Origin of the sequence: Acinetobacter sp. TG2027 (assembly GCF_000302435.1) — a bacterium.
In the GTDB taxonomy this organism is placed as follows: domain Bacteria; phylum Pseudomonadota; class Gammaproteobacteria; order Pseudomonadales; family Moraxellaceae; genus Acinetobacter; species Acinetobacter pittii.
Genome location: NZ_AMJN01000047.1, coordinates 91,607 through 109,028 on the forward strand (window position 1 = coordinate 91,607; position 17,422 = coordinate 109,028).

The 17,422-nt window shown below is 38.8% G+C and carries 18 protein-coding genes; 7 read left to right on the top strand and 11 right to left on the bottom strand.

From position 1 onward, the window contains the following. The first annotated feature begins 247 nt into the window (after positions 1-247). Positions 248-1,057, top strand: coding sequence for a M23 family metallopeptidase (locus B806_RS0112600; protein ID WP_017386368.1), 810 nt, complete (start codon positions 248-250; stop codon positions 1,055-1,057). On the opposite strand, the gene B806_RS0112605 is transcribed toward B806_RS0112600, so the two are convergent. The 3 genes from B806_RS0112605 to B806_RS19500 form a co-directional block, all read right to left on the bottom strand. Then, entirely contained in the window at positions 1,054-1,479 is a 426-nt protein-coding gene (locus B806_RS0112605; protein ID WP_017386369.1) for a GNAT family N-acetyltransferase, read from the bottom strand. The genes B806_RS0112600 and B806_RS0112605 overlap by 4 nt on opposite strands. Positions 1,480-1,576: 97 nt before the next feature. Next, complete coding sequence (locus tag B806_RS0112610; RefSeq protein WP_017386370.1) at positions 1,577-1,999, bottom strand: OsmC family protein; 423 nt, start codon at positions 1,997-1,999, stop codon at positions 1,577-1,579. Positions 2,000-2,077: 78 nt separating this feature from the next. Beyond that, complete coding sequence (locus B806_RS19500) at positions 2,078-2,197, bottom strand: hypothetical protein (RefSeq protein WP_002121587.1); 120 nt, start codon at positions 2,195-2,197, stop codon at positions 2,078-2,080. 240 nt (positions 2,198-2,437) lie between these two features. On the opposite strand from B806_RS19500, the gene crp reads away from it, so the two are divergent. Both crp and B806_RS0112620 read left to right on the top strand, forming a co-directional pair. Next, complete coding sequence (crp, locus tag B806_RS0112615; protein WP_005070320.1) at positions 2,438-3,145, top strand: cAMP-activated global transcriptional regulator CRP; 708 nt, start codon at positions 2,438-2,440, stop codon at positions 3,143-3,145. A gap of 159 nt (positions 3,146-3,304) precedes the next feature. Further along, entirely contained in the window at positions 3,305-4,354 is a 1,050-nt protein-coding gene (locus B806_RS0112620; RefSeq protein WP_017386371.1) for an NADP(H)-dependent aldo-keto reductase, read from the top strand. Positions 4,355-4,408: 54 nt separating this feature from the next. Here the strand turns inward: B806_RS0112620 and B806_RS0112625 are convergent, their stop codons facing one another. From B806_RS0112625 to B806_RS0112650, 6 genes are all read right to left on the bottom strand, one after another. Next, complete coding sequence (locus B806_RS0112625) at positions 4,409-5,188, bottom strand: M48 family metallopeptidase (RefSeq protein ID WP_002121572.1); 780 nt, start codon at positions 5,186-5,188, stop codon at positions 4,409-4,411. A gap of 115 nt (positions 5,189-5,303) precedes the next feature. Next, on the bottom strand, positions 5,304-5,621 hold the full coding sequence (locus B806_RS0112630) for a hypothetical protein (RefSeq protein ID WP_002121533.1): 318 nt from the start codon (positions 5,619-5,621) through the stop codon (positions 5,304-5,306). Positions 5,622-5,743: 122 nt separating this feature from the next. Then, positions 5,744-7,063, bottom strand: coding sequence for an adenylosuccinate synthase (locus B806_RS0112635; protein ID WP_002121613.1), 1,320 nt, complete (start codon positions 7,061-7,063; stop codon positions 5,744-5,746). A gap of 63 nt (positions 7,064-7,126) precedes the next feature. Next, complete coding sequence (locus tag B806_RS0112640) at positions 7,127-8,293, bottom strand: ATP phosphoribosyltransferase regulatory subunit (RefSeq protein ID WP_014206187.1); 1,167 nt, start codon at positions 8,291-8,293, stop codon at positions 7,127-7,129. A gap of 189 nt (positions 8,294-8,482) precedes the next feature. Further along, complete coding sequence (locus tag B806_RS0112645) at positions 8,483-9,568, bottom strand: hypothetical protein (RefSeq protein WP_017386372.1); 1,086 nt, start codon at positions 9,566-9,568, stop codon at positions 8,483-8,485. Between the two features lie 165 nt (positions 9,569-9,733). Continuing rightward, complete coding sequence (locus B806_RS0112650) at positions 9,734-10,753, bottom strand: type I glyceraldehyde-3-phosphate dehydrogenase (RefSeq protein WP_014206186.1); 1,020 nt, start codon at positions 10,751-10,753, stop codon at positions 9,734-9,736. Between the two features lie 270 nt (positions 10,754-11,023). Here B806_RS0112650 and alaS point away from each other — a divergent pair, with 270 nt between their 5' ends. From alaS to csrA, 3 genes are all read left to right on the top strand, one after another. Next, positions 11,024-13,660 carry an alanine--tRNA ligase gene (alaS, locus tag B806_RS0112655; protein WP_025466698.1) on the top strand — a complete coding sequence of 879 codons (2,637 nt, stop codon included), beginning with the start codon at positions 11,024-11,026 and terminating at the stop codon, positions 13,658-13,660. Between the two features lie 65 nt (positions 13,661-13,725). Then, positions 13,726-15,006 carry an aspartate kinase gene (locus B806_RS0112660; protein ID WP_002115333.1) on the top strand — a complete coding sequence of 427 codons (1,281 nt, stop codon included), beginning with the start codon at positions 13,726-13,728 and terminating at the stop codon, positions 15,004-15,006. A 246-nt stretch (positions 15,007-15,252) separates the two neighbouring features. Next, positions 15,253-15,507, top strand: coding sequence for a carbon storage regulator CsrA (gene csrA, locus B806_RS0112665; protein WP_000906487.1), 255 nt, complete (start codon positions 15,253-15,255; stop codon positions 15,505-15,507). Between the two features lie 67 nt (positions 15,508-15,574). Here the strand turns inward: csrA and rnhB are convergent, their stop codons facing one another. Together rnhB and B806_RS0112675 are read right to left on the bottom strand one after the other, a co-directional pair. After that, positions 15,575-16,141 carry a ribonuclease HII gene (gene rnhB / locus B806_RS0112670; RefSeq protein WP_002163155.1) on the bottom strand — a complete coding sequence of 189 codons (567 nt, stop codon included), beginning with the start codon at positions 16,139-16,141 and terminating at the stop codon, positions 15,575-15,577. Positions 16,142-16,211: 70 nt separating this feature from the next. After that, complete coding sequence (locus tag B806_RS0112675; protein ID WP_005076998.1) at positions 16,212-16,601, bottom strand: hypothetical protein; 390 nt, start codon at positions 16,599-16,601, stop codon at positions 16,212-16,214. A 239-nt stretch (positions 16,602-16,840) separates the two neighbouring features. Between B806_RS0112675 and B806_RS0112680 the strand changes: the two genes are divergently transcribed. Further along, positions 16,841-17,398 (top strand): cytochrome b, encoded by a 558-nt coding sequence (locus B806_RS0112680; protein ID WP_017403115.1) that lies wholly within the window; start codon positions 16,841-16,843, stop codon positions 17,396-17,398. Positions 17,399-17,422: the final 24 nt, after the last annotated feature.

The following is a 17,422-nucleotide window of genomic DNA, read 5'->3' on the forward strand; positions in this document are numbered from 1 at the left end:
CTTCGGATTTCAAATAAATTTTTATATATTTTTCATAATGTTATAAAAATAACAATGAGTAAAACTCCATTATAATATGGGATTGTTTTGTATATATTTCAAGTATAGTTCAGCTACATTTTATTAAAATGATTGAATATTTAGATTCATGCTTATTCTTACTACGCTTTTCACAAAGTCCTCATTGAGAATGTAGTGATTAAGCTTTAGTTTATCTTGCTAGTTTCCTACTCGTTTTGAAATGAAAATGCACTTTAAACACATTATATTAACAACAACTTGTCTTTTTACTTCGGCACTAGCAATCGCTCAGCTTCCACAAGACTCCAGACGACCTGGTGGAATTGCAGTTGTTCCTCTAAGTACTGATATTACTCAGGTCACTTTTCAACAAAAGCCTGTTTTAATTAGCCAAGAAGGTCAGCAGCGTTATGCCGTGCTTGGTATTCCTTTATCTACTCCAATCGGCAGTATTCAACTCGACACAAATAAAGCCCCGATTCAAATAGAAGTTAAGTCTTATCCTTACGCAGAACAACGGATTAAAGTCACGAACCAAGATTATGTGAACCCTAATCAAAGTCAATTAGACCGCTACGCTCAAGAAGCAAAAGAACAAAATGATGTGTATACCTCATTTACACAGAGCTCATGGCAAACCCTACCTACATTTATACGCCCGACTTCAGGGAAATTTAGCAACTCTTTTGGAAGAAAACGCTTCTTTAACGGCGAGGAACGCGCGCCTCACTCAGGTCTAGATATTCCTGCGCCAGTAGGACAAAAAGTTGTTGCTCCCGCAGATGGTGTGGTTATCCAAACTGGATCTTATTTTTTTAATGGTCAAACCGTGTTGATTGATCATGGCCAAGGCTTAGTCAGCATGTTCTGCCATTTAAGCGCAATTAAAGTAGAGAAAGGCCAACATATCCGCCAAGGAGAAACGTTAGGTTTAGTAGGCAAAACAGGACGCGTGACAGGCCCTCATCTGCATTGGGGCATGAGCCTTAATAATGCTCGGGTAGATCCTCAGCTTTTTCTAAATACAGCTCGTTAATTTAAAGCTTTACGAAAATACTTTGGCGCTTCGATATAGCCTTCTCTTAGGTAAAATTGATGTGCCAAAGGTCTTTTCATTCCTGAATGCAATTCCATTCGATCACACCCTCGGCGACTGGCTTGTTGCTCAGCCTCCTTTACGAGTAAATGCCCTACACCTTTGCTACGCATATTCTCATCAACACACAGATAGCATATTTTGGCAAAGTCACCTTGTAAGGCAATTTGCGGAATAAAGTAGAGAGATAAAAAACCATAAATTTTACCTCTCTCTTCAGCAATCAAAATTTGTGAATTAGAGTCATTATGGAGTATCTCAAATTTTTCTTGAATAAGAGCAAGAGGCTGTGGGTATCCCATCTGTTTAAGTAGATCACATATGGCTTGAGTATCTTCCGATTTAGCAGAACGAATATTCACCTTTCTTCTCCCTATTATTTTTTAGTTATTTTTGACAATAAAAAAAGCCAACTCTCATGTCAGCTTTTTTTTTAATTTCTAGCTATCAAAAAATGCCTTATTCCGCTTCAATAATTTCGAAGTCATGTGTAATTTCTACACCACCATCGGAAAGCATTTTACTCGCTGAACAATATTTCTCGGCAGACAATTCAACTGCTTTTGCAACCTGCTTTTCTTTCACAGCTTTACCAGTTACCACAAAATGTAAGTGGATTTTAGTAAACACAGCCGGAATTGCGTCAGTGCGCTCAGCTTTTAAATTACATACAACATTCGTCACATCTTGGCGAGATTTCTTTAAAATAGTCACAATATCAAACGAAGCACACCCACCAAGTCCCATTAATATCAGTTCCATAGGACGTGGACCACGGTTTTCACCACCATACTCAGGTGAGCCGTCCATGATGACACTATGCCCACTATCCGATTTCGCTTCAAAAGCAACATTCTCTAGCCAATGTACACTTGTTTGCATTGCAACTACCCAAAAAAAATTATAAATTTAAGCAGGGTCTGTTGACATTTCATCTATGGATTGCGTTATAGCTAAAAATTAATCCAAATAAGACGCAAAACCCAGACAATGGCAATCCTTTGTCCAGTTTTGTAATAAAGTTTGTGAAATTTCAGCCATAATCTGAGTTGCAATTAAAGCAGCGCAGGCATAGCGCAAGACCAAGTTATTTTGTACGTTCCGTTGTTAAGATCTATTTATTTAGAATGGCTAAATTTCATAGTTCTTATTTGGTACGTCTAAAAGAATTGTCTTATGTTGCAACCATCTATGAAATGTCAACAGACCCTTGTTTTGTACACTAACATAAAATGAGTTGATAAGGAATTTCATCTCTTCTGTGTAATAGCTCATCTCGAGCTTGTGTGAATTGTTTACCCTATTCGGAACATATTAAGCATGACTTCAAATTTTTCACAACTCAGCACAGATGCTTTATCTCCGGGGCAACTACCTGAATCCGTTAAAGCATTGTTAAAACGTGCTCACATCAACAGATATCCAAAACGAACCACAATTGTTGATGCCGGAACAGAGTCAAAATCTTTATATTTAATTTTAAAAGGCTCAGTTTCAATTATTTTGCGTGAAGATGATGAACGTGAAATTGTTGTTGCGTATTTAAATCCGGGCGATTTCTTTGGGGAAATGGGGCTTTTCGAACCGAACCCTCAACGTACAGCCGAAGTTCGAACTCGTGATGTCTGTGAAATTGCAGAGATCTCTTATGACAACTTCCACGAACTTAGCAAACAATACCCAGACTTAAGCTATGCTGTTTTTGCACAATTAGTTCGCCGTCTAAAAAATACGACTCGTAAAATGACAGATCTTGCGTTCATTGATGTGTCTGGTCGTATTGCACGTTGCTTAATCGATCTATCTTCTCAACCAGAAGCAATGATTTTGCCGAATGGTCGTCAAATTCGTATTACTCGTCAAGAAATTGGCCGTATTGTTGGATGTTCACGTGAGATGGTTGGTCGTGTACTCAAAACCTTAGAAGATCAAGGTATGATCCAAACTGATGGTAAAGCCATTCTTATTTTTGATGCATCATTAGAAGAAAACACTGTTTCTGATGATGACTACGATGATGAAGAATAATATTCATTAAATTTTTAATAAAAAGCAAACTTCGGTTTGCTTTTTTTATATGCAACAATGAGTTAATACACAAAACTTACAAACTATTCTAATTTTATGATTTAAGTTGAATACATATTCTCCGTTAGGCTAACTCAAAATTTCCAAGGATTCCGCTGTATGCAATTTAACCCACTTAGTCGCACAGGCCTTAAACTTCCAGAAATTTGTTTAGGCACCATGACATTTGGTGAGCAAAACTCCCAACAAGAAGCTTTTGAACAACTCAATTACGCCTTGGCCAATGGTTTATATTTTTGGGATACGGCAGAGATGTATTCTGTTCCACCAAAACCTGAAACTTATGGCGCAACTGAAACAATTATTGGCAATTGGTTTGCCCAAAATGGACAACGTGACAAAGTCTTTCTCGCATCTAAAATTGCAGGTCCGGGCTTTGGAGGAACACACATCCGAGAAGGCAATACACGCTTTAACAGTGACCATATTGCTAAAGCTCTAGATGGATCACTTAAACGCCTCCAAACGGACTATATCGACCTTTATCAACTGCATTGGCCTGAACGTCATACCAACTTTTTTGGTACGCTCGCTTATGGCAATCAGCAAGCTGAAAATGATTACGACACAACACCTCTAGAAGAAACATTACTTGCTCTACAAGAAGAGATTAATCGCGGGCGCATTCGCTATATTGGTTTATCAAATGAAACCCCGTGGGGCACCATGAAATTTTTACATTTGGCCGAAAAGCTAGGTGTCAGTAAATTTGTAAGTGTTCAAAACCCATATAGCCTGCTTAACCGCACTTATGAAATAGGTATGTCAGAAATTGCTAAATATGAAGATGTCGGCTTGCTCGCCTACTCTCCTCTGGCTTTTGGTTACTTAACGGGTAAGTTTAGAAATGGTGCGCGTCCCGCTAATGCTCGTGTGACACTATTCCCTCGCTTTAGCCGCTACAGCAACCCTCAAAGCGAATGGGCGACTGAACAATACGCACAGCTAGCAGAAAAGCATGGGCTAAGCTTAACTCAAATGGCCTTAGCTTTTATTAAGCAACAATTCTTTGTGACAAGCACAATTATTGGTGCCACTAATTTAGATCAACTCAAAGAAAATATTCAGGCATTTGAGATTGAACTACCAAGTGAAGTTCTAAAAGGTATTGAGGCCATCCATACCCAACAGCCCAACCCTGCTCCTTAAATAAAAAACGGATGCTTAAGCATCCGTTTTCTTTATCTATATAAAATGTATATCTTATTTACGGCTATTATAAACTGCCATTGCCGCAGGTAAGTTTTTACGCATATCACCAATACGTTGTGAGTTAGATGGGTGAGTAGACAAGAATGATGAACCACCGCCACCTTCAAGCTTATTCATTTTTTCCCAAAGTGTAATCGCTGCATTTGGATTATAGCCTGCGCGCGCCATCAACATTAAACCACCTTGGTCAGCACGACTTTCCAAGCTACGAGAATATGGTAAGCCCACACCCACTTGTGTACCTAACTGAGCGGCAGCAGTACCAAGCTGGCCTACGTTATTACCCGCATAGCTTAAACCGATGCCTAGAGCTAAATCAGTTAAAGCTTGTGCACCGATTTTACTTTTTGCATGCTCCTCTAAAGCATGTGTCATTTCATGTCCCATAACAGCTGCAATTTCAGCATCTGTCAGGTTCAACTTATTCACAATACCTGTATAGAACACGACCTTGCCACCAGGTGCAACGTAAGCATTAATCGTATCTGATTTCAACACCGCTAACTGCCAGCTAAATGGTTGACCAGTCTGATTCATCTGGTTAGCATATGGTTTTAAACGGTTGAATACAGCATTAATACGGTTATATGTACTAGAGCTTGTATCGAGAGCACCCTTACCACGTGCTTCCTGCACCATCTTATTAAAACCTTGAGCAGATTGAGCATTTAAGGTTGCAGTATCTGCACCAGCCATGTCCGCCACTGTTGCACAGCCAGAAATGGTCATCACACTTGCTGCACACAAGCTTAAAAAGAGTTTTTTATTCATAACACGGATCACCTAAATCGATAAAAAGCTGTTTATTCTTTTGCACTTATTATAAGAAATACCACTCATGCTTTGAATGTCTCATTTCTTCATGATCATAGTATTTATGTAACGATCAAGTAGATAAAGTCATCAAATAAATCCAGAAAATTAAACAGATTACATTTAAACCCAAATAAACATGACTTAAGGTTTTAACTTTCTCTTCAAGATTAGGACTTTCCCTTTTCCAGAGTAAATAACTATTTTGTATGAGTACAACAGGAATTAACACACATGCGAACAAAACCGACAAGCTCATAAAAGCCGTCATAAAGAAATCTTCATGATATTCCTGTCCATAAATAACCAACATCGCCAGCGTGGGTGAACCACCAATAGCAAATAAAAAAGAATAAAAAATTGTTTTTGAAATAGTTGGTTGCAGCTTCATCCTGAGCCCATCCTTCCTTATCTATATATAACGTTTTAATCTGAATCTAATAAAACGAAAACTGCACTTTAGTCGGGTATAAAAAAGGCCCCCTTTCAGGAGGCCTTTTTAATCTTTGCTAATTAAGCAGAGAATGGATGACGTAAAACAATTGTTTCTGCACGATCTGGACCAGTTGAAACGATATCAATCGGACATTCGATTAATTGTTCAATACGCTTAACATAAGCCAAAGCATTTGCTGGTAATTGATCGATACTAGTTAAACCAACAGTCGACTCGCTCCAACCAGGCATAGTTTCATAGATTGGCTTCAAGCATTCAAAAGAAACCGCATCTGAAGAACCGACACAACCTGAATCTGTATTTTCATAACCTACACAGATTTTTACTTCTTCCAAACCATCTAAAACGTCAAGTTTAGTTAAGCAAATACCTGAAAGTGAGTTTACATCTACAGAACGGCGAAGAATTTCAGCATCAAACCAACCACAACGACGTTGACGGCCAGTAGAAGCACCAAATTCATGACCAACTGTACCTAGGTGTTTACCAATTGGGTCACCAGAATCAGCAGCTGCATCGTAAACTAATTCAGTTGGGAATGGACCAGCACCTACACGTGTTGTATAAGCTTTAGTAATACCTAATACATAATCAAGATGTAAAGGTCCCATACCTGAACCAGAGCTTACGCCACCAGCAGTTGTATTTGAACTTGTAACATACGGATAAGTACCGTGGTCAATGTCTAGAAGTGAGCCTTGAGCTCCTTCAAACATTACAGCCTTACCTTCTTTGCGATAGTCATGCAACACTTTAGTCACGTCAATCACTAATGGAGCAAGCACTTCACGCCATTGGTTGCAAAGAGCCAATACATCTTCAAATTTAACAGCTTCTACACCGTAGAACTGAGTTAATTGGAAGTTATGTAACTCAAGCATTTCTTGAAGTTTTTCTTCTAATGCTGCACCACCACGAACAAGGTCAGCAACACGCACTGCACGGCGAGCCACTTTATCTTCGTATGCAGGACCAATACCACGACCTGTAGTACCGATTTTAGCATTACCACGTTTCTTCTCACGTGCCTGATCAAGTGCAATGTGGTTAGGCAAAATGAGTGGACAGTTTGGAGAAATACGTAGACGTTCTTTAACAGGAACACCTTCTGCTTCCAAAATTCCCATTTCTTCAATTAACGCGGCTGGTGACAGTACTACACCATTACCAATTAAGCACAATACGTTTTCACGTAAAATGCCTGATGGAATGAGGTGCAATACAGTCTTTTTACCACCTACGACAAGAGTATGACCTGCGTTATGTCCGCCTTGATAACGTACTACCGCAGCCGCCTGATCTGTGAGCAGGTCGACGATTTTACCTTTACCTTCGTCGCCCCATTGGGTACCAAGTACCACAACATTTTTGCCCATAATAGCCTCATTACATCATGCTGTTAAAATTGGAAACCACCAGTAAAAATTTACCGTTGGCGATTAAATCTTTTCAATATTCCATTGTCCATTTTGCGACACAAGTTGATGGGTCGCATATGGAATAGAACTTAAATCATCATTACCTAACAATTGAACTACACGTAAACCTTGAGCACGTGCATTCGAAATTGCTGAGAGTAAATCCTGTTCTGAGCCTTTTGGAGCAACAACAGTTTCGATTTCGGCGAACTGATTTGCACCCAAGGCATATAAATCACAACTAAAGCCAGTAGCAGGACGTGCGCGGCCAAAGTGCTCACCAATACCATCATAACGACCACCCTGCGCTAAAGGCGCAGCACGATTCGGTGCATAGACCGCATACATTAAGCCAGTGTGATAGTGATAACTACGTAGCTCTACAACATCAATACCGATATTGAGATTTGGCCAACGGCCTTTAATTTGCGCAAGTGTCGTTTTAAGTGCATCTAATGCTGATTTAAACTCAGCATCTTGTAAGATGTTTGCACTTAAATTCGCCTGCAATGCTTCTAGATCACTAGAATAGCGGCCAAGTGCATAGAAATCAGAACCCATATTGAGGTTTTGAGTAAATTCAGCTAACTCTGGTAACGCTTTTCTTTGATAAAGATCTGAAAGCTCATGCTCTTCATTTTTTGACAGTCCAGCACATTTTACTAAACTGCGGAACAACCCTACATGGCCCAAATCTAGATGTGCGCCTTGTAAAGTGTAGATATTCTCGATCAACCCCAGCATAACATCGACCATTTCGACATCAGCTTCGATACTGTCATGCCCGTATAACTCTGCACCTAATTGTAGAGGTGCACGTGTGGCATTGAAATTTTGTGGTTTAGTATGTAATACAGTCCCTGAATAACAGTAACGTGCAACACCTTCAACTGGTCTTACATGTGCATCGATACGTGCAACTTGTGGCGTCATATCAGCACGAACACCGAGTAAACGGCCTGAGAGCTGATCAATGACCTTAAAAGTTACTAAATCTAAGTCTTGATTTGATTCTGATAATGAAGACAACGATTCGATGTATTCGATAAATGGTGTATATACCAATTGATAACCTCGTACCGCGAGGAAATCTAAAGCTTCACGGCGAAGTTTTTCAATGACTTGCGCCTGTTCCGGCAATACATCTGCTACCCCGTCAGGCAGCAACCATGTCTCTGAAATGGTCATATTTCAAGCCTAAAATCTGATCAACGTGGAACGACCCCACATAAAAAAATCGGGAACACACCCGATTTCTCTTAGTGTAGCATGATACTTTGTGCCATGCACCTGACAATTTGCATAAATCTTTCTTAATAAACTCTAAAGTCAAAAAGAAGATTTCATGAATTAACAATAATATTCAACACCTTATTCTCATTCACTCATATCATAGACAAAAGTTCTTCGACCAAAGAATGGGCCAATATCTGAGCTATCTCCTTGTTGCCAGTTAACCAGATTTAATCTTTGAATAGCTTGAGCTGCTTGAGTATTAAAAGCAAAGCAACCTTTTTCAAGATTTGCGATTTTTAGCTTTTGTCTGAAAGCAATTAATGAATGCACATTATTAAGCGGGTTATCGTCGGCAGAATACAGATGAGACTTTTCATACGCTAAATTTCTATCAGCATCCCACCGACTACTTGATATAAAATTAATAAAAAAAGCAGACTGGTTATTATTATTTCCCAATGCGCTTTGAATATCACCAGTTTCTAAGTTTTCTAAAACAGTTAAGTTATAACCATACCACTGCGAATTTAGAAGCCTAAAATACTTTTTATCTTGGCCTAAGTTATTATATCTTTCGACAATTGACTGCTTTTTCTCACTAAACGAAGGATTTGAATTAAAACTAGATATATAAGAAATATAAGATTGATTCCATTGAGTTTCTTTTAAACGATAACAATAACTATTTTTTGGAAACCTAACATTCTTATAATTTTGGTAGAAATCTATTAAATTTTTATCAAGTTGATTGTGAAGGCCCGTTTCTAAATTTTTATTTTCTTTATAGCCCGGTAATACACGATCAAAGATATTTTCACCCTCTAAATTCACAATTTCAAATTTTAAATTTTCTTTCAAATCAGGCGTTAATTCATACGTCCAACTGCTTGGTGTTAACCTTTTCACAGTATGTGTTTGTAAGGTCCCTTTATTTAAAACTTTCTGTTCAGTTAAAAGTTCAGTTTCTAGCGGTTGATTATGTGACTTTACAAAAAAGATTTCATTATTCTTAATTGAATATTGAGTAATTTCAAAAGAATCGCTATAGATACCTGAAGAAATATCAGAAGGTTGATAATAGACTTGGTAAATTTTGTCTTCTTTTTCTAAATTATTTTCAGCTTGATCATGGATATTTTGATCTGAGCCTTCACCACCACAAGCAGCTAAAATAATAGTAGATGTAAAAATTAAAAAACCACTTATTCTTTTTGAGTTAAATTTCATATGAACTCTATAATTAAAATTTTAATGTTTGCGAATCATACAAATAGATATAATTTTACACAACACTAATATTTAGAATTTTAATTATTTGAACTTTTCATATTAGAAATTAACAACCATAAAAAGGGTATTAATTTAACACCCTTAAATGATTTAAAATCATATTTAGAAAGAATCACACAGATCCAATAAACGATTTGCATAGCCCCATTCATTATCGTACCAAGCAAATACTTTAGCTTGATGCCCTACAACCATAGTTTGAGTTAAATCAACGATGAGTGAATAAGGTGAATGATTGAAATCACTCGAAACTAATGGCTCATCTGTTACCGCCATAATTTCTGCATAGTCTGTTTGAGATGCTTTAATTAGTATTTCATTAATGTGATGCACAGTAATTGGAGATTGCGCGATAAAAGTTAAGTCAATTGCCGCCACATTAATAGTTGGTACACGAATTGAATAACCATCAATACGGTCTTCCATTTTAGGCATGACACGTTTTAATGCGCCGAGTGCACTAGATGTGGTCGGGATAATATTTTGCCCTGAAGCTCTAGCACGACGTAAATCACGATGTGCGTGGTCAAGAACAGATTGATCTGCTGTCACTGCATGAATTTCTGTCATAAGCGCAGTTTCAATACCGAAAGCATCATCAATGATTTTGACTAATGGAACCAAAGCCTGCGTAGTACATGAAACGCTTGATATGATCTGATCAGTCACTTTGACTTCATTATGGTTCACACCATAAACAATGGCTGCGTCAACATGATCAAAAGGTGCCGCCCCAATAATGACCCGCTTCGCCCCTGCTTGTAGATGACGTGTCGCATCCGCATGAGAACGGAACAGTCCTGTACACTCAAGTACCACATCAATATCTAAACTAGACCATGGTAAAAGTTCAGGTTGTTTCTGCTTTAAAACCTCAACTTTTAGCGTTCGTTGATTTGACTGAATATTCAAAAAAACTTTTTCATTTTCAATCAATATATCTACATTGCCATTGAAACGGCCGTGCGTAGAATCATATTTAAATAAATGCACTAATGTCTGAACATCAGCTATATCGTTAATCGCCACGATTTCAAAATGAAATTGTTTTGGGCTTTCGAACCAGGCGCGTAAAACATTACGTCCAATCCGACCAAACCCATTAATGGCGATACGTTGCATGACCTATCCTTATCAACAAAACTACAAACTAAAGAAGGCATATAGTAAAGCACGTCAAGGCCAATTGAATATAGATTTTTAGCCAAATCACAGTTTTGTAAGATATTCCTTTTAAAATCGTTGGTTCGGTGGGGTTTTTCCGCTACAATTTAGCGTTTTTAAAAAATAAGCCCCGTATCACATGCTAAGGTTTGGCATAAAACAAACAGGCATTGATACATTTAGCCAAATTCGAAAATATGGAGTGACTTGGTTGTGAGTACTCGTTTAATGACATCTGCTGAAATTCGTGAAGCATTTTTGCGCTACTTTGAAACGCAAGGGCATACACGTGTCGCGTCGAGTTCTCTTGTTCCTGCCAACGACCCAACTTTATTATTTACAAATGCTGGGATGAACCAGTTTAAAGACTGCTTTTTAGGTCTTGAGAAACGTGACTACGTGCGTGCAACTACATCTCAAAAATGTGTACGCGCTGGCGGTAAACACAATGACTTAGACAACGTTGGCTACACTGCACGTCACCATACATTCTTTGAAATGTTAGGTAATTTCTCATTCGGTGATTATTTCAAACGTGATGCGCTTAAATTCGCATGGGAATTTTTAACCAGCGAACAATGGCTTGCTTTACCAAAAGATAAACTTTATGCCACGGTTTACCACACCGATGACGAAGCTTACGACATCTGGAACAAAGAAATCGGTTTAGCGCCAGAACGTATTATCCGTATTGGTGATAATAAGGGCGAAAAATACGCATCTGACAACTTCTGGGCAATGGGTGATACTGGCCCATGTGGTCCATGTTCTGAAATTTTCTTTGACCATGGTGATCACATTTGGGGTGGTTTACCAGGCTCACCTGAAGAAGACGGTGACCGTTTCATTGAAATCTGGAACAACGTTTTCATGCAGTTTAACCGTACTGCTGATGGCGTGCTTCACCCTCTTCCTGCTCCGTCTGTTGATACAGGTATGGGCTTAGAGCGTATCTCTGCTGTATTGCAACATGTTAATTCGAACTACGACATTGACCTGTTCCAACACCTATTAAAAGCTGCTGCAAATATTATTGGTATTGAAGACCAAGGTCAGCCTTCTTTACGTGTTGTTGCAGACCATGCGCGTTCATGCTGTTTCCTCATTGCTGATGGTGTAAACCCAAGTAATGAAGGTCGTGGTTATGTACTTCGCCGTATTATCCGCCGTGCTGTTCGTCACGGTAATAAACTTGGTGCAACTAGTACGTTCTTCTACAAAATGTTGCAACCTTTAATTGAAGTTATGGGTGATGCATATCCAGAGCTTGCAGCTCGTAAAGATGTGATTGAAGCAACTTTAATTCGTGAAGAAGAACAATTTGCTAAAACACTTGAGCAAGGCTTAAAACTACTTGAAGTTGAGCTTGCTCAATTAAAAGATAAGACGATTCCTGGTGCCACTGTATTTAAACTTTACGACACTTACGGCTTCCCGACAGACTTAACTGCTGATATTGCACGTGAACGTGACTTTATTATTGATGAAGCTGGTTTTGAAGTAGAAATGGCAGCACAGCGTCAACGTGCTCGTGATGCTGGTAAGTTTGCAGTCGACTACAACAACATTGTAAAAGTTGAAGGCGAAACTCAGTTTGATGGTTACATCAACACCACTGGTCAAGGTCAAATTGTAGCGATCTATAAAGATGGCGTACAAGTTGAAGAAGTTTCTGAAGGTGATGAAGCGCTTATCGTTTTAAACCAAACTCCTTTCTATGCTGAAAGTGGTGGTCAGATTGGTGATACTGGTATCTTCAAAAACGAAACTGGTATTTTTGAAGTTCAAGATACTAAAAAGTCAGGCGGTGCATTTGTTCACCAAGGTATTGTGACCGTTGGTAGCCTTAAAGCAGATCAAAATGTTGAAGCGATTGTTAAAGCAGACATTCGTGAAGCAACTGCACGTAATCACTCTGCAACTCACCTATTACATGCTGCCCTTCGTCAAATCTTAGGTTCACATGTACAACAAAAAGGTTCTTTAGTTGCAAGCGATATCTTACGTTTCGACTTTGCTAATGACCAACCTGTAACTTTTGAACAGTTACAACAAGTTGAGCGCTTAGTGAATGCAGAAATTATTGCAAATAGTGCTGTAACAACCGAACTTCTTGATATCGAGGCTGCAAAAGCTAAAGGTGCCATGATGTTGTTCGGTGAAAAATATGGTGATGAAGTACGTGTACTTTCTATGGGTTCAATTATTGATGAGAAAAACTTCTCAATTGAACTTTGTGGTGGTATCCACGTTAAACGTACAGGTGATATTGGTTTATTCAAAATCACTTCTGAAGGTGGTGTAGCTGCTGGTGTACGTCGTATTGAAGCTGTTACAGGTACTAAAGCGCTAGATGTAGTACAAAAAACTGATGCTGATATCCAGCACATTAATGGGTTATTAAAAGCACAGAAAGACCAAACTGTTGAGCGTGTACAAGCCAATGTTGAATTGGTTTCTGCATTACAAAAGCAGATTGAACAGCTCAATCAGAAATTGGCAAACTTCCAAGCGTCAGAATTGATTGATCAGGTACAAACCATTGCTGGTCGTCAAACGCTTATTACCACTGTTCAAGGTGTAGATGCAAAATCACTTCGCAACTTACACGACAGTGTTAAATCGAAATTAGAGAATGCAGTTATTGTGTTAGCTGGTGTAGAGGGTGACAAAGTCAGCCTACTTGCTTCAGTTGCATCACAATACACTGCAACTCTAAAAGCAGGTGACATCATCAAACATTTAGCAACCGAGTTAGGTGGTAAAGGTGGTGGTAAACCTGACTTAGCACAAGGTGGCGCGCCACTTAACGAGAAGTTTGAACAAGTTATCGCAGCATTACCTGCATGGCTTGAACAAAAATAAGACTTCACTTTTTGTGTAACTGACCCTGAAAAGCCTCTCAGGGTCATGGCTTATATGGAACAACTATGGCATTAATCGTTCAAAAATATGGCGGTACTTCTATGGGTACCCCCGAGCGCATTTTAAATGTTGCTCGTCGTGTGAAGCGTTGGCATGATCACGGTCACAAGGTTGTTGTGGTCGTATCTGCAATGAGTGGTGAAACAAACCGCTTACTTGCTCTCGCTAAAGCCATTACCGAAACACCTGACCCACGTGAGTTAGACCAAATGGTTTCAACCGGTGAACAGGTGACGATTTCCATGTTAGCTATGGCACTTAATTCGATTGGTGTGGAAGCTAAATCCTATACCGGACGTCAAGTCGGTATTAAAACTGACAGTGCATTTACCAAGGCGCGTATCGAGTCTATTGATACAGATGTCATGACCAATGACCTAGATGCAGGCCGTGTTATTGTGGTTGCTGGTTTCCAAGGCTTTGATGCTAATGGAAATACCACAACACTAGGTCGAGGTGGTTCAGATACTTCTGGTGTTGCTCTTGCTGCTGCTTTAAAAGCTGACGAATGCCAGATTTACACTGATGTAGATGGTGTTTACACCACTGACCCTCGCGTTGCTCCTAAAGCCAAAAAAATTGACCGTATTTCTTTTGAAGAAATGCTAGAAATGGCATCATTAGGTTCTAAAGTTTTACAAATTCGCTCAGTAGAGTTTGCCGGGAAATATCAAGTTCCTTTACGTGTATTATCAAGCTTTGATAATGACGACGACGGCGTTTTTGACGACGAATTTAAAGAAAATGTTGGTACACTCATTACTACTGAGGCAGAAGATACTATGGAACAGCCAATTATTGCAGGTATTGCTTTTAACCGTGACGAAGCAAAATTAACGATTTTAGGTGTACCTGATGAACCAGGTATTGCTTCTAAAATCTTATCACCAGTAAGTGATGCCAATATCGAAGTCGATATGATAGTGCAAAATGTTGAAGAAGATGGCACTACAGATTTCACATTCACAGTAAACCGTGTTGATTTAGCGAAAGCTGAAAAAATCTTAAACGAAACTGCTAAAAATATTGGCGCACGTGAAGTTTCAACACGTGATGACATCGTTAAAGTGTCTATCGTTGGTGTTGGTATGCGTTCACACGCAGGTGTAGCGAGCAAAATGTTCACAGCCCTTGCTGATGAAGGTATCAACATTCTTATGATTTCAACTTCTGAAATTAAAGTTTCTGTGATTATCGACGAGAAATATCTTGAACTTGCTGTTCGCTGCTTACATACCGCTTTTGGTTTAGATCGTGAACATGGTGAAAGCAGCGCCCGCGCTTAATTTTACCAACCGGTCAAGAATTCATTAAAAAATGTTTACTTGTCCGACAATAATCAAAGAAAACACAGAGCCGCTATAGTTTTTTTTATAGCGGCTCTGTTATATTAAACGGAAAGTTTTTTGGCAGAGATTATCAAAATATGACTTTGTTCTCATATTTCTGTTAGAATCTGACTGAAAACTGAGGTTGAGCTTTTTATTTGGGTACCAATATTGCAGTTTTAAGCGTTTAGCAAGGAGATAAACATGCTGATTCTGACCCGCCGTGTCGGGGAAACATTAATGATTGGGGATCAAGTCAGTGTTACTGTGCTTGGCGTCAAAGGAAACCAGGTTCGTATTGGTGTGAATGCACCAAAAGAGGTTTCTGTTCATCGCGAAGAAATTTATCAACGTATTCAACATGAACGTGCAATGCATGAACACCTTCAACATCTTGATCAAGATTATCAAGTTTCTTATGAAGATGATAATTATGCACAGAAAAACTTCAATCGTTAGTATGAAGTTGTTCTCTCCCTAATTAAAGCGACTTTATAGTCGCTTTAAATTTTTTAAGTGGTTGTATTTATAGACCTAAAGCACGTTTAACAGGTGCATAACTACGACGATGCTGATCAATCACGCCATGCACGGCAATCGCTTCAAAATGTGCTTTGGTTGGATATCCTTTATGTTTGGCAAAACCAAATAACGGATATTGCTGATCTAATTCTGCCATTTGTCGATCACGCGTGACTTTTGCCAAGATACTTGCTGCACTAATTTCAGCATGGCTTGCATCTCCACCAACAATGGCTTCACAAGGAATAATAATTCCTTTCGGAATTTGATTACCATCGACAATCACTTTTTGAGGTTGAGTTTTCAAGCCATCTACAGCGCGTTGCATAGCCAAAAAAGTCGCCTGTAAAATATTTAGCTCATCAATTTCAGCATGAGTTGCTTCAGCAATTGACCAAGCTAAGGCTTTTTCTTGTATTTCAATAAACAACTTTTCACGTTTCTTTTCAGTTAATTTTTTAGAATCATTTAATCCTAAAATTGGATTATTCGGATCTAAAATAACGGCCGCTGCCACAACCGAACCTACTAAAGGCCCCCGTCCCGCTTCATCTACACCAGCAATAAACATCGACTCACTACCTTTAAACAAAAGAGGCTGATCAATAGTAATCAGCCTTCTTTAACACATAATTTATTAATTACTTTTGTAAAGCTTCTGCCACACAAGCGTTTACAGTTTTAGAAACCACTTGGTTTACGATTGTAGCACGTGTATTTACATCAAGTGCAGCTGCAGCTAATTCTACTGCTGTCACACTGTTTGGAGCCTTTTCGCTCACACAACCACACACATTCGTTTGGATGCTATCACGTTGCTCAGCAGTCATATATTTTGTTGCTGTTTTCCAAGCTGCAACATTATTAATCTCTGTAATACATTTCGCATTTACAGCAACCTTTAACGCAGCAACTCCCAATTGTTGAGTTGTGGTTTGTGCAGAAGCAGCACCTGTACCAGTGCCTGTAGTTGTTGCACATGCTGTTAAAGCTAAAACAACTGGTGCTAGAGCGAGCATCAATTTTTTCATCATTTTTTCCTTTGATTGAACGTTGGCAGCGCGTATTGTGCCTAAACTCAACTTTAGAAGAAACAAATAATTTGATGCATTTATGCAAACTATTTTGCCGACCGAAACCCAGCTCATCAAATACTTTTTTTGGGGTAAAACGTTCTGTTTTTAGCACGCTCTGTCACATTTAAAACATTTCTCAAAATCTGTGCTTTCCCCTAAAATCACAAATCAAAACGACAAAAAAAGGGTCTTTTATGCCTGCTGCTTCCTCTCAGTATTACACCCGTACCGCACAAATTCTGCATTGGGTGATGGCAATTATTTTCATCGTCGCATGGGTTATTGGCTTTTATAGTGGAAATTTTTTAAGCTATGACGTTGATGGCAGCTTTAAAGGTGATGTGATTACGTTGCACAAGAATATTGCAACCACCATTATCTTTTTAGTAATTATCCGGATTTTATGGCGCTATACACATCCAGCTCCAAAACTACCTGACACCATGTCACCGATGATGAAAACTCTGGCACACGTGGGTCATCTATTCCTTTATGTAATGTTAGTGGCTTTACCTGTCACTGGTTGCTTGTTTAGTTGGAGTGCTGGTCACCCTGCCCCTGTTTTATATTTATTTGAAATTCCGCGTCTAGTGCAAGATAACCCAGAGCTTTTAGCTGTTGTTAAACCATTACATATTTATATTTCTTGGTTTGCAGGTTTTCTTATTGTTGGGCATGTACTTGCAGCTTTAAAACATCACTTTATTGATAAAGACAATATTTTAAATAGTATGACTAAACAGCCTAAATAAACCTGATGTATAAAAAAACCGCCT